This window comes from Streptomyces sp. LN549, assembly GCF_043203805.1.
Classification (GTDB): domain Bacteria; phylum Actinomycetota; class Actinomycetes; order Streptomycetales; family Streptomycetaceae; genus Streptomyces.
This window is the reverse complement of sequence record NZ_JAZHRI010000002.1, coordinates 6,000,097-6,023,255: the sequence shown is the minus strand read 5'-3', so window position 1 is coordinate 6,023,255 and position 23,159 is coordinate 6,000,097. Positions and strand designations below refer to the sequence as shown.

Sequence of the window (23,159 nt, the reverse complement as noted above, 5' to 3'; positions counted from 1 at the left end):
GGAATCTTCTGCAATTTCTGCACGGCCCAACCGGGCCGCTGGTCTTGCTCTGTTCTGTTTGTTACGCCGCGCCAGGTCAGCCGGCCATGCGACGGGTCGCCTCGTCGAGGCGCTCCGCGATGGTGCCGTTGATGACCTCGTCGCCGACCCGCACCACGATCCCGCCGAGGACCTCGGGGTCCACGTCGAGGCTCAGGTGCATCTGCCGGCCGTAGATCTTCGCCAGGGCGGCGCCGAGACGCTGCTTCTGCCGGTCACTGAGCGGCACGGCCGAGGTGACGACCGCTACCACGCGGTCCCGGCGGTCCGCAGCGAGCTTGGAGAGGGACTCGAGTCCCGCTTCCAGGCTACGTCCCCGGGGCTGGGTGACAAGCCGCACGACGATGCGCTCGGTGGTGGGCCGCGCCTTTCCGCCGAGCAGGCTGCGCAGCAGCTCGCCCTTGGCGGCGGGGGTCGCGGTCCGGCTGGTCAGCGCGGAGCGCAGCTCGGGGTCCGAGGCCACGATCCGGCCGAACCGGAACAGCTCGTCCTCGACGTCGTCGAGGTCTCCGCTGCGCTGGGCGGCGGTGAGGTCGGCGGTGTTCGCCAGTTCCTCGACTGAGTCGACCAGGTCACGCGACTGCGACCAGCGCGAGCGGACCATGCCGGAGACCAGGTCGAGGGCTTCGCCGCCCACCTGACCGCTCAGCAGCCGTCCGGCCAGCTCGGCCCTGGCCTCGCCGGCCTGCGCCGGGTCGGTCAGGACCCGGCGCAGCGACACCTCGCGGTGCAGCAGCGCCGTGACGCCGGCCAGGTCCTCGGCGAGCTTCGCCGCGTCGACCGACGTGTTGTCGGTCAGCGCGTCGAGACGCTCGCGTGCGGCAGCCAGTGCCTCGCGGCTCGCGCTGTTCATCGGACTGCCTCGGCCTTCGCCTCGAGCTCGTCGAGGAACCGGTCGACGGTGCCGCTCTGCCGGGCGTGGTCCTCGAGGGACTCGCCGACGAGCTTGCCGGCCAGGTCGGTGGCGAGCTTGCCCACGTCCTGGCGCAGCGCCGAAGCAGCGGCCTTGCGGTCGGCCTCGATCTGGGCGTGGCCGGCAGCGACGATCTCCTCGCGCTGCCGCTGGCCTTCCGCCCTCATTTCCTGCAGGATCACGGCGCCCTGCTCCTGCGCCTCCTGGCGCAGACGAGCGGCTTCGTGGCGGGCCTCGGCGAGCTGAGCCTTGTACTGCTCAAGAACGCTCTGGGCCTCGGTCTGGGCCGCATCGGCCTTCTCGATACCGCCTTCGATGGCCTCGCGGCGCTCTTCCAGAACCTTGTTGATGTTCGGGAGGAGCTTCTTGGCGAGGAAGCCGAAGACGATGACGAAAGCGATGAGGCCAATGACGAGCTCAGGGATCGGCGGAATGAGCGGGTTTTCCGGATCCTCCGCCGCGAGCTGAACCAGGGGGTTCACGTCAGTGCCTTCCGTCGAATGGGCTGTTCGCGACCGGTCAGGAGGTCGGGTAGACGAACGGCATGACCAGACCGATCAGGGCGAGCGCCTCACAGAAGGCGAAGCCGAGAATCTGGTTGGCGCGGATGAGACCGGCAGCCTCGGGCTGACGGGCGAGCGCCTGGGTGCCGTTACCGAAGATGATGCCGATGCCGACGCCGGGGCCGATCGCGGCGAGGCCGTAACCGATCGAGCCGAGGTTGCCCTTGATTTCGACGCCGGCGGCGAGGGTCTGGAGAGCGGACATGCCGGTTCTTCCTTCTCTTTCAATGTCCGGTGGGGGTTGGCCACCGGGTGCTTCAGGAGGTGGGTGCTCAGTGGCCCTTGGCGAGAGCGCCCTGGATGTAGCTGCAGGCCAGCAGCACGAACACGTAGGCCTGGACAGCCTGGATGAAGAGCTCGAAGGCGGTCATCACGATGACCATCACGAACGACACGCCTGCGTAGGCGAAGCCGATGCCGTTGAGCAGGTACCAGCTGGCGATCGTGAAGAGCAGCAGGAGCGTGTGGCCCGCGAACATGTTCGCGAACAGTCGGACCGCGTGCGTGAACGGCCGGACCAGCAGGTTCGAGAAGAACTCGATGGTCATCGAGAGCGGCAGGACCCCGCCGAGGCTCTTGTCGTAGCCCGTGAAGTTCTTGAACGCTCCGACGAAACCGTGCTTCTTGAAGGTCAGGACGACCCACAGGATGTAGACGATCCCGGCGAGAGCCGCCGGATACGAAATGATCGCCGTCACGGGGAACTGGGCAACCGGAATGATGGACCAGAGGTTCATCATCCAGATGACGAAGAACAGGGAGACCATCAGCGGGACGTACTTCTCGCCGTCCTTCTTGCCGATCGTCTCGTAGACGATGCCGCGGCGGACGAAGTCGTATCCGGCCTCGGCCACCATCTGAAGCTTGCCGGGCACCAACTTCGGCTTACGGAAGGCGGCCCAGAAGAAGCCAACGATGATGACCGAGCCGAGCAGGGCCAGCAGCATCGTCTTGTTGAAGTACAAGTTGCTGTCCGCGTCGCCCCAGAGGGGCTCGAACAGGAACGAGTGCAGGCCGGGTGCCGGGAAACCACAACCGTCGAAGATGTGGCAATCGGTCTCGAAGGCGAGCACCTGTGTCGGGTCAGCACTCACCGCGGGCTCCTTCAGCGTGGCGCATAGGTACGGCAACCTCGTTGTGTCGGCGCGGCGCGCAGCCGCGGTTCGGCACTGGACTGGTGTTTCGGATGTGTGAGCGGCAGTCAGGCATTTGAGCCTCGCGATCGAGCAGGCGTCAGCTCACATGCCCGCGCCCGCAGTGCCGCAGTTGGAACCGGACGATAGCAGGGTCGCGAACCTGCACTTATTCCGCCCCTACCCTTCACGCTGCGGACCCCGGCTTTTTGGGCTTTTCGTCCTTGTCGGACTCGGGTTCCACGTAAAGGATCTTGGCCTTCATGTGCGCACGCGCCTGTGCGCCGATCCACACGAGTGTCGTCACGACCAGAGTGATCGCGAAGGCCTTCGGGTTGAACAGCGAGGTGTTCTTGAATACGGCGACGAAGATGAACAGCAGCAGGAGTTGCGCCGTGTACAGCGCGAGACCCATCGCCTGGAAGAGGTGGGGCATGGACCGGGCGGTCCGCTGCAGGACCACCAGCCCGATCCCCATGAAGAGGATGACCACGATCGTCGCAACGATCGCGCCCAGGGCTCCCTTGCCACCGGCGACGCCAGCACTGATCGCGGCGGCGACTGCGCCGGCGACAGCGGTGGGTACGGCGGTCTGGAGGAGAGTCCGGACGTCGTTGGACGGCATGGCGGCAGCTCCGCTTGCTGGGGGTTGGCAGTGTGTCGTCATGGACGAGCGTAGGCCCGGTCCGAGTCGATGCCTCGGGGCCAAGGGACCGTGCTACTCAGGTCCTTCGGCCCTGTCACCGGGTTCGTGAACGGTATCACAAACTATTTGATGAGGTCTTTACCTAGAAAGTGTGCTTGCTGTCACACGTGAGGACTAATCAACGCGTGTGAGCAAGGCAACTCAACGACTTGTCTGGTATTGCGCCTTGATGACCCAAATCATCGGCGCGTTGAATCGGCCTTGCGCCGGTCCGCGAATCGCGAACGGGGGCCGATCGCAGTCGCTCCGTTGACGCCGGACACCCCGGCGGCGATCGGGGCCTGCGGCGCGGGCTCGTGCCCATCCTGCCCCATCTGGTCACTGACGGACCCCTGTTGGCTCTCCAGCCCCTGCGACGGATCCGTCCCGGACTCCGCCTCGTGGCGGCGCCGGCGGCGATAGCGCGGCGGTACGACGCGTTCCGCCCAGCGCGGGGCGCGCGGCGTGAACCGGGGCATCAGCAGCAGGATCAGGCCGAGCGCGCTCAGCCCCACGATCAGGAGCACGATCCACATCGACGTCGAGTGCACCGAGTAGCCGACCGCGCCGAAGGCGATCAGGGCCGACCAGAAGTACATGATCAGCACCGAGCGGCTGTGCGAATGGCCGATCTCCAGCAGCCGGTGGTGCAGATGGCCGCGGTCCGCGGCGAACGGCGACTGGCCGTTCCACGTACGCCGCACGATCGCCAGCACCAGGTCCGCCGCCGGGATCGCGATGATCGTCAGCGGCAGGAGCAGCGGAATGAAGACCGGCAGCATCGCGTGGGTCGCCTGCCGTTCGCTTCCCGCGAAGAGCTTCATCGCGTCCGGGTCGACCTGTCCCGTGACGGAGATCGCGCCGGCGGCGAGGACCAGGCCGATCAGCATCGACCCGGAGTCCCCCATGAAGATCCGCGCGGGATGCATGTTGTGCGGCAGGAAGCCGAGGCACATGCCCATCAGGATCGCCGTGAAGAGCGTCGCGGGGGCGGCCGCCTCGATCCCGTACCCGTACCAGAGCCGGTAGGTGTAGAGGAAGAGTGCGGCCGAGGCGATGCACACCATGCCGGCCGCCAGGCCGTCCAGGCCGTCGACGAAGTTGACCGCGTTGATGGTGATGACGACGAGCGCGACGGTCAGCAGCGTGCCCTGCCACTGGGTGAGCGGGACCGTGCCGACGCCGGGAATCGGCAGCCACAGGATCGTGAGGCCCTGGAGGACCATGACCGCCGCGGCGATCATCTGTCCGCCCAGTTTGATCAGGGCGTCGATCTCGAACTTGTCGTCCAGGACGCCGATCAGCCAGATCAGGGCCGCCCCGGAGAGCAGCGCCCGCGGTTCGTTGGAGAGCTCGAAGACGCCGTCGAGGTTGGACAGGTGGTCGGCGACGATCAGCCCGGCGCACAGCCCGCCGAACATGGCGATGCCACCGAGCCTCGGTGTCGGTTCGCGGTGGACGTCACGTGCACGGATCGCGGGCATCGCCCCGACCGCGATGGCGAACTTACGCACCGGGCCGGTGAGCAGATACGTCACCGCGGCCGTGACACAGAGCGTCAGCAAGTAATCACGCACGGGCTGCCCCATAAATGTCGCCGGCCATCTCAGCCCACACTTTAACTACGTCGGCCTCATGGTTGAGGACACAGTCGTCCTCGCGATGGTTGCACAGGCGGCGACCATTACTGACATACAGCCTATTTCACCCGGGATACGGCGGGTGCTGCGCCGCCATCTCCCGCACCTCCGCGAGAACATCACCCTCCCCGCGCACCGCGGACCCGAACAGCACCGCGAGGCGGGCCATGTCGGACCCGTCCATGCCCTGGGTGGTGACGGCCGCGGTACCGAGCCTGATGCCCCGGGCGTCCCCGTACGGAAGCGCGCAGGTGTCCAGCACCAGCCCGGCGGCGGCCAGCCGGGCACGCGCGGTGGGCCCGTCGACGCCGAGGGGGGCCGGGTCGGCGACGATCAGGTGGGTGTCCGTGCCGCCGGTGGTGACGTCGAAGCCCTCGGCCTCCAGGCCGGCGGCCAGCACCCGGGCGTGGGCCACCACGTGGTGGGCGTACGCGGCGAAGGCCGGCGCGGCCGCCTCGCCGAACGCGACGGCCTTCGCCGCCACCGTGTGCATCTGGGCGCCGCCCTGTGTGAAGGGGAACACGGCCCGGTCGATCCGCTCCGCCAGCTCCGCGCCGCACAGGATCATCCCGCCGCGCGGCCCGCGCAGCACCTTGTGCGTGGTCGCGCAGACCACGTCCGCGTACGGCACGGGGCTCGGCGCCGCTCCCCCGGCGATCAGGCCCATCGGGTGCGCGGAGTCGGCGATGAGGTACGCGCCCACCTCGTCGCAGATCTCCCGGAACAGCTCGTGGTCGGGATGGCGGGGGTAGGAGATCGAGCCGCTGACGATCGCCTTGGGCCGGTGCGTGCGAGCCAGGGTGCGGACCTGGTCGTAGTCGATCAGCCCGCTCTCGGAGTCCACCCCGTAGCCGATGAACTCGAACCAGCGGCCGGAGAAGTTGGCGGGAGAGCCGTGCGTGAGGTGCCCGCCGTACGGGAGTCCCATGGCGAGCACCGTGTCGCCGGGCCGCAGCAGCGCCGCGTACGCGGCGAGGACGGCCGAGGATCCGGAGTGGGGCTGCACATTGGCGTGCTCGGCGCCGAAGAGCGAGGTGGCGCGGCGGATCGCGATGCGCTCGGCCGCGTCCGCGTACTCGCAGCCGCCGTGGTGTCGGGCGCCGGGATACCCCTCGGCGTACTTGTTGGCGAGCGGGGAGCCGAGGGCGGCCAGGACCGCGGGCGAGGTGAAGTTCTCCGCCGCGGTCAGCTGCAGGGTGTCCGACTGCCGGCGCAGCTCACCCACCAGCACATCGGCGATCTCCGGATCCTCCCGGAGCAGGGCGCCGAAGTCCTGCGGCAGGGCGGCGACGGCGGAGGGTGCGGCAGCAGTGGTGACCGGCATCGGGGGCTCCGGGCCTGGGGAGGGGTGGCGTCAGCTCCAATGTAGGCCCGTGGTGGGTCTGCTGCGCGCTGTCGTGGGCCGTGGTGCACCCGTCCGGGCCCAGGGAGTCCCGGCACTCGCCGTACGGCCGTCAGCGCGGCGCGGACGGCTCCTCGGGCGCCATGCGTTCAGCGCGGCGCCGATACGCCCGTCAGCGCGGTGACGACCGGGTCCAGGGCCTGGTTGATCTCGTCGCCGATGGACCGGAAGAACGTGATGGGGGCGCCGTACGGGTCGTAGACCTCGTCGGCCTCGGCGGTCGGGGCCAGCAGCCAGCCGCGCAGCGCGGCGGCGGCGCGGACCAGGGCGCGGGCGCGCTCGACGACGCCCTCGTCGCTCGCGTCGGGCAGCGTGGCGGGGTCTATCGCCCGGACCAGCCGGGTGAATTCCTTGAGCGTGAAGGTGCGCAGTCCGGCCGAGTGACCCATCGAGATCACCTGGGCCCGGTGGTCACGGGTGGCCGTGAGCACCAGGTCGGCACGGATCACGTGCTCGTCGAGCAGTTCGCGGCCGACGAACCCGGTGGCGTCGGCGCCGAAGTCGGCGAGGACCACCTCGGCGTTGGCCTCCATCGGAGCACCCTCGTGCCCCCAGGTGCCCGCGCTCTCCACGATCAGTCCGCCCTGGAGCGGGTCGCCCAGGCGGTCCACGAGGGCATGCCGGGTCAGCCGCTCGGTGATCGGTGAGCGGCAGACGTTGCCGGTGCTGACGTGGAGGATGCGGAAGGTGTCGGTCTGCCCCGCTATGCCACGCCCCTCAGGGGCGGTCAATTGGCCACCTCGAGGTCGGGTACCACCTTGCGCAGCTCCTCCGCGGAGAGCGCACCGGCGCGCAGCAGGACCGGCACCTTGCCGGTGACGTCGACGATCGAGGACGGAACGATGCCCGGGGTCGGGCCGCCGTCGAGGTACACGGACACGGAGTCGCCGAGCATCTCCTGGGCGGCGTCACAGTCCTCGGGCGACGGGTGTCCGGTGAGGTTGGCGCTGGAGACGGCCATCGGGCCGACCTCGGTGAGCAGCTCGATGGCGACCGGGTGCAGCGGCATCCGGATGGCGACGGTGCCGCGGGTGTCACCGAGGTCCCACTGGAGCGACGGCTGGTGCTTGGCGACGAGCGTGAGTGCCCCCGGCCAGAAGGCGTCCACCAGCTCCCAGGCCTGCTCCGAGAAGTCGGTGACCAGGCCGTGCAGGGTGTTCGGCGAGCCGATGAGGACGGGCGTCGGCATGTTGCGGCCGCGGCCCTTGGCCTCCAGGAGGTCGACGACGCCCTCGGAACTGAAGGCGTCCGCACCGATCCCGTACACGGTGTCGGTGGGCAGCACGACCAGTTCGCCACGGCGGACGGCGGACGCGGCCTCGCGCAGGCCCGTCGTGCGGTCGGTCGCGTCGTTGCAGTCGTATCGCCGTGCCATCAGCCGGCCTCCTCAAGCATGTACGGGTACGGGTTGGGCTGGAACGGGTGGTGCGGGGAGTGGCCGCCGGTCACGGCATGGCCTTGCGGGCCGTGGCGAACCGGGGACGCCTGTTGAGGTCGGGGTGGTCGGCCGCGTCGGCCCAGCCCCGCTCCTCGGTGAAGATCCACGGCACCTGGCCGCCCTGCGTGTCGGCGTGCTCGATGACGACGAGGCCGCCGGGGCGCAGCAGGCGGTGGGCGGTGCGCTCGATGCCGCGGATGGTGTCGAGGCCGTCCTCGCCCGAGAAGAGGGCCATCTCGGGGTCGTGGTCGCGGGCCTCCGGGGCCACGTACTCCCATTCGGTGAGCGGGATGTACGGCGGGTTGGAGATGACCAGGTCGACCTGGCCGTCGAGCTCGGGAAGGGCCGTCAGGGCGTCTCCGCGGTGCACGGTGACCCTGGACTCCTCGGCGTTCTTCCTGGTCCACTTGAGGGCTTCCTCGGACAGCTCCACGGCGTGCACGCGCGAGCGCGGCACCTCCTGGGCCATGGCGAGGGCGATGGCGCCCGATCCCGTACAGAGGTCGACGATCAACGGCTCGACGACGTCCATCGCGCGGACGGCGTCTATCGCCCAGCCGACGACCGATTCGGTCTCCGGCCGGGGCACGAAGACACCGGGTCCGACCTGGAGCTCCAGGTAGCGGAAGAAGGCGCGGCCGGTGATGTGCTGGAGCGGTTCGCGGGCCTCGCGCCGGGCGATGGTCTCCCAGTAGCGGGCGTCGAAGTCGGCGTCCGGCACGTTGTGCAGCTCGCCCCGCTTGACGCCGTGTACGAACGCGGCGAGTTCCTCCGCGTCGAATCGCGGTGAAGGGACACCGGCGTCGGCCAGCCGCTGGGTGGCCTGGGCCACCTCGGCGAGCAGCAGGTTCATCGCGGTTCTCCGTACGGGTTCACGAGCGGGGCGGTGGGGCTCGGGCCTATGCGGCGGCGAGCTTGGCTGCGGAGTCGGCGTCGACACAGGCCTGGATCACAGCGTCCAGATCCCCGTCGAGCACCTGGTCCAAGTTGTACGCCTTGAAGCCGACGCGGTGGTCCGAGATCCGGTTTTCCGGGAAGTTGTACGTACGGATCTTCTCGGACCGGTCGACCGTTCGCACCTGGCTGCGGCGTACGTCGGACGCTTCCTGCTCGGCGGCTTCCTGGGCCGCGGCGAGAAGCCTCGACCGCAGGATACGCATGGCCTGCTCCTTGTTCTGGAGCTGGCTCTTCTCGTTCTGGCAGGAGGCGACGACGCCGGTGGGCAGGTGCGTGATGCGGACCGCGGAGTCGGTGGTGTTGACGGACTGGCCGCCGGGGCCGGAGGAGCGGTACACGTCGATACGGAGATCGTTGGCGTGGATCTCGACGTCGACCTCCTCGGCCTCGGGCGTGACGAGCACACCGGCGGCGGAGGTGTGGATGCGGCCCTGGGACTCGGTGGAGGGCACGCGCTGCACACGGTGCACGCCGCCCTCGTACTTCATCCGCGCCCAGACGCCCTGGCCGGGCTCGGTGGCCCCGTTGCCGCCCTTGGTCTTCACGGCGACCTGGACGTCCTTGTAGCCGCCGAGCTCGGACTCGGTCGAGTCGATGATCTCGGTCTTCCAGCCGACGCGCTCGGCGTAACGCAGGTACATGCGCAGCAGATCGCCGGCGAACAGGGCGGACTCGTCGCCGCCCGCACCCGCCTTGATCTCCAGGAGCACGTCCTTGTCGTCGCTGGGGTCACGGGGAACGAGCAGGAGGCGGAGCTTCTCGGTGAGCTCCTCGCGCTCCTTCTCCAGTTCCTTGACCTCGGCGGCGAAGTCGGGGTCGTCGGCGGCGAACTCGCGGGCGGTCTCGATGTCGTCGCCGGTCTGCTTCCAGGAGCGGTACGTGGCGACGATCGGAGTCAGCTCGGCGTAGCGCTTGTTGAGCTTGCGCGCGTTGGCCTGGTCTGCGTGGACCGACGGGTCCGCGAGCTTCTTCTCGAGATCGGACTGTTCGCCGATCAGTTCCTCGACCGCCTCGAACATCTTCGGGCTCCTGGTTTCTTCGCTCATCGTGCCTGCCGGCCGGCGGATGCCTGCCGGGCGGGATACGGGTATGCCGTGTCCCGGCCGGAAAAAAACGCCGGCCTCGGCGCCCCCGCGAAGAGGGCGCCAAGGACCGGCGCAGTCGGCTCGCTACTTGCTGGCGGAGCCGGCGGCCTTGCCGAAGCGGGCCTCGAAGCGGGCCACGCGGCCACCGGTGTCGAGGATCTTCTGCTTGCCCGTGTAGAACGGGTGGCACTCGGAGCAGACGTCGGCACGGATGGCGCCGGCGTCCAGGGTGGACCGGGTGGTGAACGACGCGCCACAGGTGCAGCTGACCTGCGTCTCGACGTACTGGGGGTGAATGTCGCGCTTCAAGGGTTTCTCCTAGGTTCGGGAGGGCGCCGGGTCGTACGCGCGGATTGCGCGTCCGTGAACCGGGGCCGACGTACCAGTCTGCCAGGACTGGCCGTATCTCCCAAAACGGGGGTCGGCCGCCCGCTATTCCCGGGGGAGGCCGTTACGGGCAGGATCTGGCCGGCGTCACTGCACGATCTGCCCGGCGTCACCCTTGTCGCCCGCCGACTTCTCGGTGGCGGAGGCGGGGATCGGCTGATCGTTGAGGAGTGCCTTCCACACCTGTCGGCCGGCCTTCTCCTGCGGAATGACGCGGTTCGGGTCGGCCGGGTCGTACTCGACGGGCAGGGTCACCATGTGGACGTCGTTCGCGCCGAGCCCCTTGAGGCCGCTCGCGAAGCTCGCGAGTTCGGTGACCGAGCCGAGGTCGGAGTCGGCGGTGATGGCCTTGGTCGCGGTGTCCGCGATGCCGTACAGCTTGGTGCCGTTGAGGATGCCCACGCTCTTGGCCTGTTCCATCAGCGCCTTGATGAAGGCCTGCTGGAGCTGGATGCGGCCGAGGTCGCTGCCGTCACCGACGCTCTTGCGGGTACGGACGAGGCCGAGCGACTGCTCACCGTTCAGGGTGTGGGTGCCGGGTTCGAGGTTCAGATGACTCTTGGAGTCGTTGATCGCCTGCTTGGTGGTGATCTCGACGCCGCCGAGCTTGTCGACGAGCTTCTTGAAGCCGGTGAAGTCGACCTCGATGTAGTGGTCCATGCGGATGCCGGACATCGACTCGACGGTCTTGACCGCGCAGGCCGGTCCGCCGACCTCGTATGCCGTGTTGAACATCGCGCGCTGCTCCCCCGCGACGGGCTGCCCGCTTTCGTCGCCCGTGCACTCGGGCCGGGTGACAAGGGTGTCGCGCGGGATGGAGACGACGCTCGCCGACTTGTGGCCCTTGTTGACGTGCACGACCATCGCGGTGTCCGAGCGGGCACCGCCCTGGTCCTCGCCGTACTCCGCGTTCGCGCCCGAACGGGAGTCGGAGCCGAGCACGAGGATGTCCTCGGAGCCGTTGTCGACGTTGTCGGGGCGGTTCTTGCCGAGGGCGTTGTTGATGTCGACGGCCTTGAGATTGCCGTTGAGGTGGAAGTAGGCGTACCCGAGCCCCGATCCGCCGACGACGACGAGGCCGGCCAGGCTCCACGTGGCTATGACGGTCGCCCTGCGGCGGCGGGACGGCCTCCTCCGGCGCTTGCCGGTGGCCCGTATTCGGCTGTTGCTCCCGCTCTGCTCGCTCATCCGTCTCCTCGTGTCCTCGGCTGCTCCCGGCTACCCCCTGCAGTGGCGTGCGGGTCCGTATACCGCTTTTGCCCCCCTTGGCGGCGCTCGTGGTGTCGCTCTTGGTTACGACGCGGCGGCGACAAGAAGGGTTGCACAGCGCCCTGTGGACTCCCGGTAAGGCCGGGGCCGGTCCACGGGGTGCGGGAACAGCCGGTGATCCGGCACTCACCTGCGGTTTCTTGCCCGGTACAGGCAACGCGACGGCCCTGCCCGGCCCCGCGTCCGTGTGGCGAAGGTCTCGGGGGGCCGTGGGCACGGAGGCCGGGCGACGGCACAGGGCCGCCCCCCGCACCGAAGTGCCGGGGGCGGCCCTGTGTACTGCTTCGCCGAGGGGCTCCGACTAGTCGTTGTTGCCCGGGGCCGGCGTCGTCTTCTGGATCTGGAGCAGGAACTCCGCGTTGGACTGGGTCTTCTTCATCCGGTCCAGGAGGAGCTCGATCGCCTGCTGCTGGTCCAGCGCGTGGAGCACCCGGCGCAGCTTCCAGACAATCGCCAACTCGTCGCTGCCGAGCAGGATTTCTTCCTTACGGGTGCTGGACGCGTCGACGTCCACCGCGGGGAAGATGCGCTTGTCGGAGAGCTTGCGGTCGAGCTTGAGCTCCATGTTGCCGGTGCCCTTGAACTCCTCGAAGATCACCTCGTCCATGCGCGAGCCGGTCTCGACGAGCGCGGTGGCCAGGATGGTCAGCGAACCGCCGTCCTCGATGTTGCGCGCCGCACCGAAGAAGCGCTTCGGCGGGTAGAGCGCGGTCGAGTCGACACCACCGGACAGGATGCGTCCGGAGGCGGGGGCGGCGAGGTTGTACGCGCGTCCCAGACGGGTGATCGAGTCCAGCAGGACGACGACGTCGTGACCCAGCTCGACGAGACGCTTGGCGCGCTCGATGGCCAGCTCGGCGACGGTGGTGTGGTCCTCGGCGGGACGGTCGAAGGTCGAGGAGATGACCTCGCCCTTCACCGACCGCTGCATGTCGGTGACCTCTTCCGGACGCTCGTCGACCAGGACGACCATCAGGTGGCACTCGGGGCTGTTGACCGTGATCGCGTTGGCGATCGCCTGAAGGATCATGGTCTTACCGGTCTTCGGCGGGGCCACGATCAGGCCTCGCTGGCCCTTGCCGATGGGGGCGACCAGGTCGATGATGCGCGTCGTCAGGATGTTGGAGTCGGTCTCCAGGCGGAGCCGGTCCTGCGGGTAGAGCGGAGTCAGCTTCTGGAACTCCGGGCGGCCGCGGCCGGTTTCGGGCGCCATGCCGTTGACCGAGTCGAGGCGGACCAGCGCGTTGAACTTCTCGCGGCGCTCGCCGTCCTTGGGCTGGCGCACGGCGCCGGTGACGTGGTCACCCTTGCGCAGGCCGTTCTTGCGGACCTGGGCGAGCGAGACGTACACGTCGTTCGGACCCGGCAGGTAGCCGGAGGTCCGGATGAACGCGTAGTTGTCGAGGATGTCCAGGATGCCCGCGACGGGGATCAGGACGTCGTCGTCGGTGACCGGCGGGGCGTCGCTCGCGAAGTCGTCGCGGCCGCGACGGCCACGGCGGTCGCGGTAGCGGCCCCGGCGGCCGCGCCGGCCGCCCTCGTCGTCGAAGTCGTCCTGCGGTCCGCCGCCGCCCTGCTGGCCCTGGTTCTGCCCCTGGCCGCCCTGGCCGCCGCCCTGGCCGCCCTGGCCGCCCTGGCCGCCCTGACGCTGCCGCTGGCCGCCCTGGCCGCCGCCCTGCTCGTCGCCCTTGCCGCGGCGGTCGCGCTGACGCTCACGGCGCTCGCCGCGTTCGCCCCGCTCTCCGCGCTGGCCGCGGTCCTGGCGGTCGCCGCGACGGCCCTCTGCGTTGTCCACGGCTGCTTCGGCCTTGGACTCGGAACGGTCCTCGGCAGGAGCCTCGTGCTTCGGCTCGTCCTGCGTGCGGTCCTTGGCCTGCGCCTTGGTGTCCGGCTTGCTGTCCGGGCTGCCCGCCTGCGCGGTCGCACGGCGACGACGACGCTCGCCCGTGGGCTGGTCGTCGCTGGCCGGCTGGCCGGGGATGTCGATCTGCTGCTGGGCCGCAGCCTTCTCGGCGGGCGCGGCGGCCGGGGTCTCGTCCCCGGCGCCGGTGCGCGCCTTGGAGGTGGCCCGGCGCTTCGGCTTGGTCTCCGCCTCTTCGGCGGGGGCCGTGGCGGCCTTGGCCTTGGACGCGGAGGAGCCGCCGGCCTGGGTCTCCTTGATGACCTCGATCAGCTGGCTCTTGCGCATCCGCGCAGTGCCCTTGATACCGAGGCCGGACGCGACCTGCTGCAGCTCGGCCAGGACCATGCCGTCAAGGCCGGTGCCGGAGCGGCGGCGCCGTGCGGTGGTGCCAGTGGCAGCACCTTCGGCAGGCGCGGCGCTGTCGACGCTCTTGTCGGCAGTCACGCCCATCAGATCGGTGGTGTCGCTCACGAAGGGTCCTTCCCTGGAGCGGACGTCGGCCTTCTGGCTCGGCGACCGGTTGTGCTGTCCGACTGCGGTCTTCGGTGCGGACCGTGCCGGGGCGGTGGTCCGCCGGATAGGTACGGCGGAGAGATGAAGGTGTGCATGGGCCCGGCGCGAGCATCCCCCTGCTCGGCCCACTCCTGGACAAGCGAGGGGTGTCGTGCCGGTTCCGGAGCGTGCTCGAAACTGCTCAGGCAGGCTGCTCAGGCAGTTGGGGAGGCTCCCGGAAGAAAAGGTGGTCCCGGAAAGGGACACGAAGCAACGCGCCACATAGACGTCGATTGCAGACTTGAGGTTAACACTACCGGCTCCAACAAACATTCCCCCTCTCACTCACCGGCAATCACTTCTCGGCTACGGGGCGAGCGGCAGCACGCTCGCACCCTGGGCGTCGAGAGCGAGCCGGTTGGCCGCCCATCCCTCGCCCGCCAGCCGTGCGACCTTGTCGGCCGCACCGTCCTCGGCCAGCGCCAGCACGGTCGGCCCGGCACCGGAGATCACCGCGGGTACGCCGTCGGCGCGCAGCCGGTTCACCAGTTCCACGCTCTGCGGCATCGCCGGTGCGCGGTACTCCTGGTGGAGCCGGTCCTCGGTGGCGGTGAGCAGCAGCTCGGGGCGCCTGGTCAGGGCCTCGACGAGCAGCGCGGCGCGGCCGGCGTTGAAGGCGGCGTCGACGTGCGGGACGGCCCGCGGCAGCAGTCCGCGGGCGGTCTCGGTGAGCACCGGCTTGCCGGGAACGAAAACCACCGGAACGATGGAATCTGCGGGATCCATCCTGATGGCGCGGGCCGATCCCCCGTCCATCCAGGCAAGCGTGAAGCCGCCCAGCAGGCAGGCCGCGACGTTGTCGGGGTGGCCCTCGATCTCGGTGGCGAGCTCCAGCAGGGCCGCGTCGTCGAGCCGGGCGTCACCACCGGTCGTCACGGCTCGGGCGGCGACGATGCCGGCGCAGATGGCGGCGGAGGAGGAGCCGAGGCCGCGGCCGTGCGGGATGCGGTTGGCGCAGACGATCTCCAGCCCGCGGGGCTGTCCGCCGAGCAGGTCGAATGCCGTGCGCAGGGACCGTACGAGCAGGTGCTTCTCGTCGCGGGGCAGCGTGTCCGCGCCCTCGCCGGCGATGTCGATGTGCAGCCCGGAGTCGGCGACCCGGACGACTACGTCGTCGTACAGGCCCAGCGACAGGCCGAGGGCGTCGAAACCCGGGCCCAGGTTGGCGCTGGTTGCGGGGACGCGCACCCGGACGGCGGCGGCTCGGAAGGCGGGACCGGCCATCGCTCTGACGACTCTCCTTGTGAGGCGGCGGGGAATTCGAGGAGCTGCGGGGTATTTCGGGGCTCTTCGCGGCTCTTCGGGTTCTGCTCTGTGCGGCTCTTCGGGTTCTTCTGGGGCTTGGGGATTTCCGGGGTCTGCGGGTGTGTGGGGATTCTTCGGGGCGAATGCGGCGGCGGGTGTGGCCTGACCCCGGGAATGAACCGACGGCCGCAACGGCCCGAGCACCCCGGCATATGCGGCGGGGCGGGTTGGGTACAGCTTATCGAAGGAAGGTTCTGTCGCGACATAGGGCGCACAGGAGGCGCACGATGCGTGTCGCCCGTCTTTGATGCGCTCTCCGCCCCGAAAAGGGGCGTTTGGGCTGCCTTTCTGACGAACCGTTGTCACGGGCCGTCGTCACGGGCCGTCGTCACGAACCTTTGCTCCGGACCGTAGTCACGGACCGTTGCCACGGCCGCACCCGGGGCCCGTCGTCCGGTCCGGGGGTGCGGCCGCGCTGCGGCGGGTACGGCTACGCGAGGCCCAGCTTCTCGGCGGCGGTGGCCGCGTCGACCGGGACCGTGACCGGCTGGGGGGCGCCGGCGACGGCCCAGTCCGGGTCCTTGAGCCCGTTGCCTGTGACCGTGCAGACGATCTTCTGGCCGGGGTCGACCTTGCCCTCTTCGGCGGCCTTGAGCAGACCTGCGACGGAGGCGGCCGAGGCGGGCTCCACGAAGACGCCCTCCTGCGAGGCCAACAGGCGGTAGGCCGACAGGATCTGGCGGTCCGTCACCTCGTCGATGAAGCCGCCCGACTCGTCTCGCGCGGCGAGCGCGTACTGCCAGGAGGCCGGGTTGCCGATCCGGATGGCGGTGGCGATGGTCGACGGGTCCTTGACGATCTCGCCGCGCACGATGGGCGCGGAACCGGAGGCCTGGAAGCCCCACATCCGCGGGGTGCGCCCGGCCATCGCGTCCTTGGCGTACTCCGTGTACCCCTTCCAGTACGCGGTGATGTTGCCCGCGTTGCCGACCGGGAGGACGTGGATGTCCGGGGCGTCGCCGAGCGCGTCGACGATCTCGAAGGCAGCGGTCTTCTGGCCCTCGATGCGCACCGGGTTGACCGAATTGACCAGCGCCACCGGGTAGTTGTCCGAGAGCGAGCGGGCCAGCGTCAGGCAGTCGTCGAAGTTGCCGTCGACCTGAAGGATCTTGGCGCCGTGCACGAGCGCCTGGCCCATCTTGCCGAGCGCGATCTTGCCCTGCGGTACGAGGACGGCGCACACCATTCCGGCCCGTACCGCGTATGCGGCGGCGGAGGCGGAGGTGTTGCCGGTGGAGGCGCAGATGACGGCCTGCGCGCCCTCCTCCTTGGCCCGGGTGATGGCCATGGTCATGCCGCGGTCCTTGAAGGACCCGGTGGGGTTGGCGCCCTCGACCTTGAGGTACACCTCGCAGCCCGTGCGCTCGGAGAGGACCTGAGCGGGAACGAGCGGCGTACCGCCCTCACGAAGCGTGACGACGGGCGTCGTACTCGTGACCGGAAGACGGTCCCGGTACTCCTCGATGATGCCGCGCCACTGGTGGGTGCCCTTGGTGGTCATGGGTCCTTACTCCCCTTCAACACGCATGATGCTGGCGACACCGCGCACGGTGTCGAGCTTGCGCAGCGCCTCGACGGTCCCGGAAAGGGCGGCGTCGGGCGCGCGGTGGGTGACGACGACGAGCGAAGCCTCTCCGCCGCCGTCCTGTCGGCTCTGCTGGCGGACCGTATCGATCGATACGCCCTGTTCGGCGAAGACCGTCGCGACCTGGGCAAGTACGCCAGGCTTGTCGGCCACGTCGAGGCTGATGTGGTACCGCGTGACGACGTCGCCCATGGGGCTCACCGGCAGACGCGTGTACGCGGACTCACCGGGGCCGGGGGCCTCGTTGAGTTTGTTGCGGCAGACCGCGACGAGGTCGCCGAGGACCGCGGAGGCGGTCGGTGCGCCACCGGCGCCGGGGCCGTAGAACATCAGCTGCCCGGCGGCCTCGGCCTCGACGAACACCGCGTTGTACGCCTCGCGGACGGAGGCCAGCGGGTGGCTGAGCGGGATCATCGCGGGGTGCACGCGGGCCGTGACCGACTGCCCGTCGGCGGCGCGCTCGCAGATGGCGAGGAGCTTGACGGTGCAGCCCATGCGGCGGGCGGAGGCGATGTCGGCGGCGGTGACCTCGGTGATGCCCTCGCGGTGCACGTCGCCGATCTTCACCCGGGTGTGGAAGGCGATTCCGGCGAGGATCGCGGCCTTGGCGGCGGCGTCGAAGCCCTCGACGTCGGCGGTCGGGTCGGCCTCCGCGTATCCGAGGGCGGTGGCCTCGTCGAGCGCCTCGGAGTAACCGGCTCCGCTCGTGTCCATCTTGTCGAGGATGAAGTTCGTGGTGCCGTTGACGATGCCGAGGACCCGGTTGACCTTGTCACCGGCGAGGGACTCGCGCAGCGGCCGTACGAGCGGGATGGCACCGGCCACGGCGGCCTCGTAGTAGAGGTCGCGGCCGTGCTGCTCGGCGGTGGCGTGCAGGGCGGCGCCGTCCTCGGCGAGCAGCGCCTTGTTGGCGGAGACGACGCTCGCGCCGTGCTCGAAGGCGGTCGTGATGAGCGTGCGGGCGGGCTCGATGCCCCCGATGACCTCGATGACCACGTCGATGTCGCCCCGTTTGACGAGGGCGGTCGCATCGGTGGTGATCAGTGCGGGGTCGATGCCCTCGCGCACCTTGGAGGGCCGGCGCACGGCGACACCGGCGAGCTCCACCGGTGCGCCGATGCGCGCGGCGAGGTCGTCGGCGTGCGTCGTCATGATGCGGGCCACCTCTGAGCCGACCACTCCACAGCCCAGCAGCGCAACCTTCAGCGGACGCGTACGCATCATCCGACCTCGTTTCCTTTACATCTGATGTGTGAACCAGTCTCACTCACCGGACGGGGGTTTCCGCCACCCGTCCGGATCCTGAGATGTTTGGCGGGTTCCCAGGGTGTCCCCCGGGAAATAAAGCGTCAGCCGACGTCGAGACGCAGAAGATCTTCCTCCGTTTCGCGCCGGAGGATGACCCGCGCCTGTCCGTCGCGCACGGCGACGACGGGCGGACGCAGGGCGTGGTTGTAGTTGCTCGCCATGGAGCGGCAGTACGCACCGGTGGCGGGCACGGCGATCAGGTCGCCGGGGGCCAGGTCGGACGGCAGGAACGCGTCCTTGACCACGATGTCACCGCTCTCGCAGTGCTTGCCGACGACCCGGACGAGCATCGGCTCGGCGTCCGAGGTGCGCGAGACGAGGGCGACGCTGTACTCGGCGTCGTACAGCGCGGTGCGGATGTTGTCCGACATGCCGCCGTCGACGCTGACGTACGTACGCAGCCCCTCCAGGGGCTTGATGGTGCCGACCTCGTACAGCGTGAAGGCCGTGGGCCCGACGATGGCGCGGCCGGGCTCGACGGAGATCCGGGGGGTGGCGAGCCCGTTGGCCTCGCACTCGCGGGTCACGATGTCGCCGAGCGCCTTGGCGATCTCGTGCGGTTCGCGCGGGTCGTCCTCGGAGGTGTAGGCGATGCCGAGGCCGCCGCCGAGGTCGATCTCGGGCAGTTCGATGCCGTGCTCGTCGCGCACCTCGGCCAGCAGCTGCACCACGCGCCGGGCGGAGACCTCGAAGCCGGCCATGTCGAAGATCTGCGAGCCGATGTGGGAGTGGATACCGATGAGCTCCAGCCCGTCGAGGGTGAGCGCCCGCCTGACGGCCTCGGCGGCCTGCCCGTCGGCCAGCGCGATGCCGAACTTCTGGTCCTCGTGCGCGGTGGCGATGAACTCGTGGGTGTGCGCCTCCACGCCGACCGTCACCCGGATCTGCACGGGCTGGCGCCGGCCGAGACGCTGCGCGATGTGGGCGACCCGGACGATCTCCTGGAAGGAGTCGAGCACGATCCGGCCGACACCGGCCGAGATGGCCCGCTCGATCTCGTCGACGGTCTTGTTGTTGCCGTGGAAGGCGATGCGCGCGGCGGGCATTCCGGCGTCCAGCGCGGTGGTCAGCTCGCCGCCGGAGCAGACGTCGAGGTTGAGCCCCTCCTCCTGGAGCCAGCGCACGACCGCGCGGGAGAGGAAGGCCTTGCCGGCGTAGAAGACGTCGGCGCCGGGTCCGAACGCATCGGACCAGGCGCGGCAGCGGGCCCGGAAGTCGGACTCGTCGAGGAAGTAGGCCGGGGTGCCGAACTCCTCGGCCAGCCGGGCGACTTCGATCCCACCGACGGTCAGGGCCCCGTGCTCGTCCCGGGTGACCGTACGGGCCCAGACCTTCTCGTCCAGGACGTTGAGGTCCTCGGCGGGGGCGGTGTAGTGGCCCTCCGACATGACATCGGCGTGACGGGGCCCGGCGGGGTGTGCGGATCGGCTCATCGTGTTGCTCTGCTCTCTCGGGTCTCTCAGAGGTGTTGGGGTGCGCTGATACCGAGCAGGGACAGGCCGCCGGCCAGCACCGTCCCGGCGGCCTCGGCAAGGGCGAGCCGGTAGCGGTGGGCGGCCGAGGGTTTCTCGTCCCCGACGGGAAGGGGTGAGGCGGCGTCGTGGAAGTCGAGGAAGGCGTGCGCGACCGCCTCGAGGTGCCGGGCGAGGCGGTCGGGGGCGCGGTGGCGCGCTGCGGCGGCGAGCACGGCGGGGTGGTCGGCGAGGAGGGCGAGGAGGGCGAGCGCCTCGGCGCCGGGGGTGTCGTCGAGGTCTTCGCCGGGCGCGCTCGTGAAGCCGAGGAGCGCTGCGCCGCGGGTCAGCGCGTGGACGCGGGCGTGGGCGTAGCGGACCAGGAAGAGCGCGTTGCCCTCGCCCTGGACGAGGAGGTCGGCGCCGAGGGGGGCGCGGTCGTGACCGGCCGGCCGGAGGAGCCCCCAGCGGGTGGCGTCGGGTCCGAGCCGGTCGAGGAGCTCGCCGGCTGTGGCGCCGGCCGGGACGGGGCGTATCTCCGTACGGGGCGCGTGGGGCGGCTCCCCTGCGTCTGCGGTGATGCCCAGCAGCGCCCAGTCCGGGTCGGGCGCGGCGCCGCAGGTGACGGCCACGCGCGCACCCTGCGCCCGTGCGAGCCCGCCCACCGCGTGGGCGGTGACCGCGGCCCGGACCTCGCGGGGGTGGCTGAATTGCAGCAGGTCCCCGGCGAGTGCGTCGCCGTGCCCGTACCGCATCCCCTGCTCCCGCACCCGGGACATCAGCGCGCCGTGCGCGTCGGCGGTGGCGTCGAGCGTGAAGTTCAGGAACCCGGGCCCGGTGATCTCGACCCGCCCGATTCCGGGCGCACCGGCCACCCGCTCCCGGAGGATCTCGGCCACTTCCCGTGCGGTCAGCGCGGCAGGGCCGGCCAGCTGGAGGGCGACGGCGCTGGCGTAGTCGCCGCGGCCGCCGGGCCGTGTCCTCTCCACTCGCACGCGCGCGGGCACGGGCGCGCGCAGGACGTGCTCGTCCACGGCGCGGCGCACGGCGTGCAGCACGGTCGCGGAGAGATCGGCGGGGGTCACGGGACAAGCGTAGGCGAGGGAGGGGGGCCTTTCGCGAACGCGTTTCGCCATCCGGTCAGCCGGCGGCACTCTCCGCCCGCCCGGCCCCCTGCCTGCCGTCGAGCACCGGCGGCCGCCCGCGCTCCATCAACTGCCGTACGACCCGCACCAGCTCGCTCGGTTCGAAGGGCTTGGCGAGGAAGGCGTCGACGCCTGCGGTGACGCCGTTGTCCACCTCGTACGGCGTGCAGGCACTGACGATCGCCACGGGCAGATGCCGGGTGCGCGGATCGGAGCGCAGCCTGGTGGCCGTCTGCAGACCGTCCAGCCGGGGCATCACGACGTCGAGCGTGATCACGTCGGGCCTGACCTGATGCACCAGATCCAGACACTCGACACCATCGGCTGCGGTCACGACCTCGAAGCCCTCCAGCTCGAGATTGACCCTGATCAACTGCCGGATGACCTTGTTGTCGTCGACAACAAGCACGCGGCCGCATGCCCCTGACACCCTTCGAGAGTAGGCGGGGCGGAGTGCCTGCGTCCGGGTTTTGCCCACTTCCGCCCCTGGACGGGTGGCGCGCGGGGTGGCCGGAAGTGTGTGCGAGCGTCGGGGCGGGGCTGCCGCCGCCAAGGCGACGACGCGGAAATACCTGTTCACGGGCACCCGGCGGAAGCTGGTAGTGTTTCACCCGTCGCAGAGCAGCACAGCGATACGCCCCCGTAGCTCAGGGGATAGAGCATCGGCCTCCGGAGCCGGGTGCGCAGGTTCGAATCCTGCCGGGGGCACTTCGCAGGAAGTGCCGAAAAGACCCTCTCGCCAGTGGAAACACCAGGCAGAGGGTCTTTTTCATGCGGTCTCTTTCATGCGGTCTTCTTCTTGCCCCGACGGGGGCCGGACATCACCCCCGTTGGCGGTGCCGCGCGGCCGGTAGAGCGCCTGTACGGCCGAAGCGGCGCGACAGACATCACCCCTCGCAGACGGGCCCGGCGACTTCCCGCACCAATCGCTTCACCCACTGGTGGGCCGGCCGGGCCTCGCCCCGGCATCAGTGGGACCGCAGCACGCAGGGGTGGACCAGGTAGGCGCCCAGCCAGCCATCCCGATCGCCGTCCTTGAAGGCTATGGCTCGGCCCACCAGCCGGTCCTGCTCGACGCTCAGCTCGAGACCGAAGCTGGGGCTGTTCAGCCGGGCGTCGGCGGTGGGCAGTTGCACTGGGGCACTCACGCGCAGGTTCCCACGCTGGGAGGCGACGGCCGACACGGTGACCGGCGGGCCGTCCGCCAGCCGAACCTCCGCCCGCCCGCCCGGATCCTGATCCACAGCGGAATACCCCCTCCGCAGTGCTGATCTCCCCGGCCCACTCGCCCTGCGCCAGTACCGTGGGGCGGTTCTGCTCGGTGATCGGGTTGAGCTGATCACTGTGGAAGCCGGGTGCCAGGGTGCCCATCAGATGGTCGACGACGGCGTCGCGGGCCGCCTTGTTGGTCGAGTTGGCCAGGACGGCGACCGAGAGCTCGCGCTCAGGGATATCGATCATCATCGCGGCGACGCCACCCATACCGCCGCCGTGGCTGCGGACCACGCCCCCGGCGCCGCGCGAGACTACCCAGACCCGGGCCCTGCACGCCTACCTGCGCTGGCGCAACGCCAACGCCCGCCACCAGGACGTCCTGGCGGCCGAGCGCCGCGAACGGGCCCGTGTCCGCAGCGAGAAGGGCATCCGCTGGGGCGGACGCGCGCGCATGGCGGCTTGATCACTCGCTGACGTTCACGGTCGCGCAGTCCGCGACGCCCAGTTCCGACAGCACCGCCCGGAGCCGCTCCAGGGCCGCAGTCGTGTCCGAGCCCTGCGCGATTTCAAGGTCGAGATGGCAACGACCCATGCCGCTGCCCGCGCCGGTGACCTCGCCGTCGAGCTCGAACGCCGCCTCCAGAGCCTCCTCTACCTCGTCACGATCGATCGGCAGCCCCACGAAGACGATCTCGACGAACACCCCGGCCCTCCCTCTCAACCCGGCGAACCATAGCGGTCACAGCACTAGCGAGACCGACGCGCAGCTGTGTTCGGAAAGCACCTTTGTGCAGAAATCTTCCAACTCACCCAGCATGGGGGCTACTTCCCGGTCGGCATCTTCATCCGATCGAACGATGGCGCTCCGACTCCGAACAATCGTCGGCGGGCAGTTCGGAAGCCGACGCACCGCCAGGAGTGGGTGTCGCGAGACTCCTACGCTACTGAGGTACGAGGCATTGCGACGACCCAACGGAATGCACTCCAAAATTCCATCCAAAACATTCAGGAAATATCAGCGATACATGAAATAGCCGAAACGCTGACGCTTCGTCGGGAATATCTTGGCCATTTAGACGCGCCACGTAAACACTGCCCGATACAGGAGTTCATCGGGATTCAAGCCATCACCCGTCGTGATGACGCGCATCCATGGAACGGCTTGGATTTCCCGCACTTCACCC

23 protein-coding genes and 1 tRNA gene are annotated in these 23,159 nt (G+C 69.8%); 2 read left to right on the top strand and 22 right to left on the bottom strand.

The window, feature by feature from the left end:
* Positions 1-76: 76 nt before the first annotated feature.
* From SH922_RS27495 to SH922_RS27400, 20 genes are all read right to left on the bottom strand, one after another.
* Positions 77-892: a F0F1 ATP synthase subunit delta gene (locus SH922_RS27495; RefSeq protein WP_393060499.1), complete on the bottom strand. Its 816-nt coding sequence runs from the start codon at positions 890-892 to the stop codon at positions 77-79.
* Complete coding sequence (locus SH922_RS27490) at positions 889-1,434, bottom strand: F0F1 ATP synthase subunit B (protein ID WP_362545016.1); 546 nt, start codon at positions 1,432-1,434, stop codon at positions 889-891. The genes SH922_RS27495 and SH922_RS27490 overlap by 4 nt, the downstream gene beginning before the upstream one ends.
* Positions 1,435-1,471: 37 nt before the next feature.
* On the bottom strand, positions 1,472-1,720 hold the full coding sequence (atpE, locus tag SH922_RS27485) for an ATP synthase F0 subunit C (protein WP_018102636.1): 249 nt from the start codon (positions 1,718-1,720) through the stop codon (positions 1,472-1,474).
* 67 nt (positions 1,721-1,787) lie between these two features.
* The gene (gene atpB, locus SH922_RS27480; RefSeq protein WP_393060498.1) at positions 1,788-2,609 is read right to left on the bottom strand and encodes a F0F1 ATP synthase subunit A; all 822 of its coding nucleotides are present in this window, start codon (positions 2,607-2,609) and stop codon (positions 1,788-1,790) included.
* A 226-nt stretch (positions 2,610-2,835) separates the two neighbouring features.
* Positions 2,836-3,273, bottom strand: a complete 438-nt coding sequence (locus SH922_RS27475; RefSeq protein ID WP_327708806.1) for a hypothetical protein — start codon at positions 3,271-3,273, stop codon at positions 2,836-2,838.
* Positions 3,274-3,533: 260 nt separating this feature from the next.
* Positions 3,534-4,922, bottom strand: a complete 1,389-nt coding sequence (locus tag SH922_RS27470; RefSeq protein WP_393060497.1) for an MraY family glycosyltransferase — start codon at positions 4,920-4,922, stop codon at positions 3,534-3,536.
* Positions 4,923-5,037: 115 nt separating this feature from the next.
* Positions 5,038-6,297 carry a serine hydroxymethyltransferase gene (glyA, locus tag SH922_RS27465; protein WP_393060496.1) on the bottom strand — a complete coding sequence of 420 codons (1,260 nt, stop codon included), beginning with the start codon at positions 6,295-6,297 and terminating at the stop codon, positions 5,038-5,040.
* 167 nt (positions 6,298-6,464) lie between these two features.
* Positions 6,465-7,106 (bottom strand): protein-tyrosine-phosphatase, encoded by a 642-nt coding sequence (locus SH922_RS27460; RefSeq protein WP_306083207.1) that lies wholly within the window; start codon positions 7,104-7,106, stop codon positions 6,465-6,467.
* Positions 7,103-7,750, bottom strand: a complete 648-nt coding sequence (locus tag SH922_RS27455; protein WP_148020733.1) for an L-threonylcarbamoyladenylate synthase — start codon at positions 7,748-7,750, stop codon at positions 7,103-7,105. Before SH922_RS27455 ends, SH922_RS27460 begins: the two co-directional genes overlap by 4 nt.
* Positions 7,751-7,820: 70 nt before the next feature.
* The gene (prmC, locus tag SH922_RS27450) at positions 7,821-8,666 is read right to left on the bottom strand and encodes a peptide chain release factor N(5)-glutamine methyltransferase (RefSeq protein WP_393060495.1); all 846 of its coding nucleotides are present in this window, start codon (positions 8,664-8,666) and stop codon (positions 7,821-7,823) included.
* A gap of 46 nt (positions 8,667-8,712) precedes the next feature.
* The gene (prfA, locus tag SH922_RS27445; RefSeq protein ID WP_393063706.1) at positions 8,713-9,789 is read right to left on the bottom strand and encodes a peptide chain release factor 1; all 1,077 of its coding nucleotides are present in this window, start codon (positions 9,787-9,789) and stop codon (positions 8,713-8,715) included.
* 150 nt (positions 9,790-9,939) lie between these two features.
* Positions 9,940-10,164 carry a 50S ribosomal protein L31 gene (gene rpmE, locus SH922_RS27440; RefSeq protein ID WP_326738780.1) on the bottom strand — a complete coding sequence of 75 codons (225 nt, stop codon included), beginning with the start codon at positions 10,162-10,164 and terminating at the stop codon, positions 9,940-9,942.
* Between the two features lie 165 nt (positions 10,165-10,329).
* The gene (locus SH922_RS27435; protein WP_393060494.1) at positions 10,330-11,430 is read right to left on the bottom strand and encodes an LCP family protein; all 1,101 of its coding nucleotides are present in this window, start codon (positions 11,428-11,430) and stop codon (positions 10,330-10,332) included.
* 382 nt (positions 11,431-11,812) lie between these two features.
* Complete coding sequence (rho, locus tag SH922_RS27430; RefSeq protein ID WP_393060493.1) at positions 11,813-13,885, bottom strand: transcription termination factor Rho; 2,073 nt, start codon at positions 13,883-13,885, stop codon at positions 11,813-11,815.
* 387 nt (positions 13,886-14,272) lie between these two features.
* Positions 14,273-15,190 carry a homoserine kinase gene (gene thrB, locus SH922_RS27425; RefSeq protein ID WP_393060492.1) on the bottom strand — a complete coding sequence of 306 codons (918 nt, stop codon included), beginning with the start codon at positions 15,188-15,190 and terminating at the stop codon, positions 14,273-14,275.
* 511 nt (positions 15,191-15,701) lie between these two features.
* Complete coding sequence (gene thrC, locus SH922_RS27420; RefSeq protein WP_393060491.1) at positions 15,702-16,772, bottom strand: threonine synthase; 1,071 nt, start codon at positions 16,770-16,772, stop codon at positions 15,702-15,704.
* 6 nt (positions 16,773-16,778) lie between these two features.
* Positions 16,779-18,080, bottom strand: a complete 1,302-nt coding sequence (locus SH922_RS27415; RefSeq protein WP_385276077.1) for a homoserine dehydrogenase — start codon at positions 18,078-18,080, stop codon at positions 16,779-16,781.
* Between the two features lie 125 nt (positions 18,081-18,205).
* Positions 18,206-19,597 carry a diaminopimelate decarboxylase gene (gene lysA, locus SH922_RS27410; RefSeq protein WP_393060490.1) on the bottom strand — a complete coding sequence of 464 codons (1,392 nt, stop codon included), beginning with the start codon at positions 19,595-19,597 and terminating at the stop codon, positions 18,206-18,208.
* A gap of 26 nt (positions 19,598-19,623) precedes the next feature.
* Positions 19,624-20,700 carry an ArgS-related anticodon-binding protein NrtL gene (gene nrtL / locus SH922_RS27405; RefSeq protein ID WP_393060489.1) on the bottom strand — a complete coding sequence of 359 codons (1,077 nt, stop codon included), beginning with the start codon at positions 20,698-20,700 and terminating at the stop codon, positions 19,624-19,626.
* A 55-nt stretch (positions 20,701-20,755) separates the two neighbouring features.
* Positions 20,756-21,169 (bottom strand): response regulator, encoded by a 414-nt coding sequence (locus SH922_RS27400; RefSeq protein WP_393060488.1) that lies wholly within the window; start codon positions 21,167-21,169, stop codon positions 20,756-20,758.
* 227 nt (positions 21,170-21,396) lie between these two features.
* Between SH922_RS27400 and SH922_RS27395 the strand changes: the two genes are divergently transcribed.
* Positions 21,397-21,468: transfer RNA gene (locus SH922_RS27395), tRNA-Arg, on the top strand.
* A gap of 260 nt (positions 21,469-21,728) precedes the next feature.
* Here the strand turns inward: SH922_RS27395 and SH922_RS27390 are convergent.
* On the bottom strand, positions 21,729-21,908 hold the full coding sequence (locus SH922_RS27390; RefSeq protein WP_393060487.1) for a hypothetical protein: 180 nt from the start codon (positions 21,906-21,908) through the stop codon (positions 21,729-21,731).
* 215 nt (positions 21,909-22,123) lie between these two features.
* Between SH922_RS27390 and SH922_RS27385 the strand changes: the two genes are divergently transcribed.
* On the top strand, positions 22,124-22,438 hold the full coding sequence (locus SH922_RS27385) for a hypothetical protein (protein ID WP_393063840.1): 315 nt from the start codon (positions 22,124-22,126) through the stop codon (positions 22,436-22,438).
* On the opposite strand, the gene SH922_RS27380 is transcribed toward SH922_RS27385, so the two are convergent.
* Positions 22,439-22,678, bottom strand: a complete 240-nt coding sequence (locus tag SH922_RS27380) for a hypothetical protein (RefSeq protein WP_393060486.1) — start codon at positions 22,676-22,678, stop codon at positions 22,439-22,441.
* Positions 22,679-23,159: the final 481 nt, after the last annotated feature.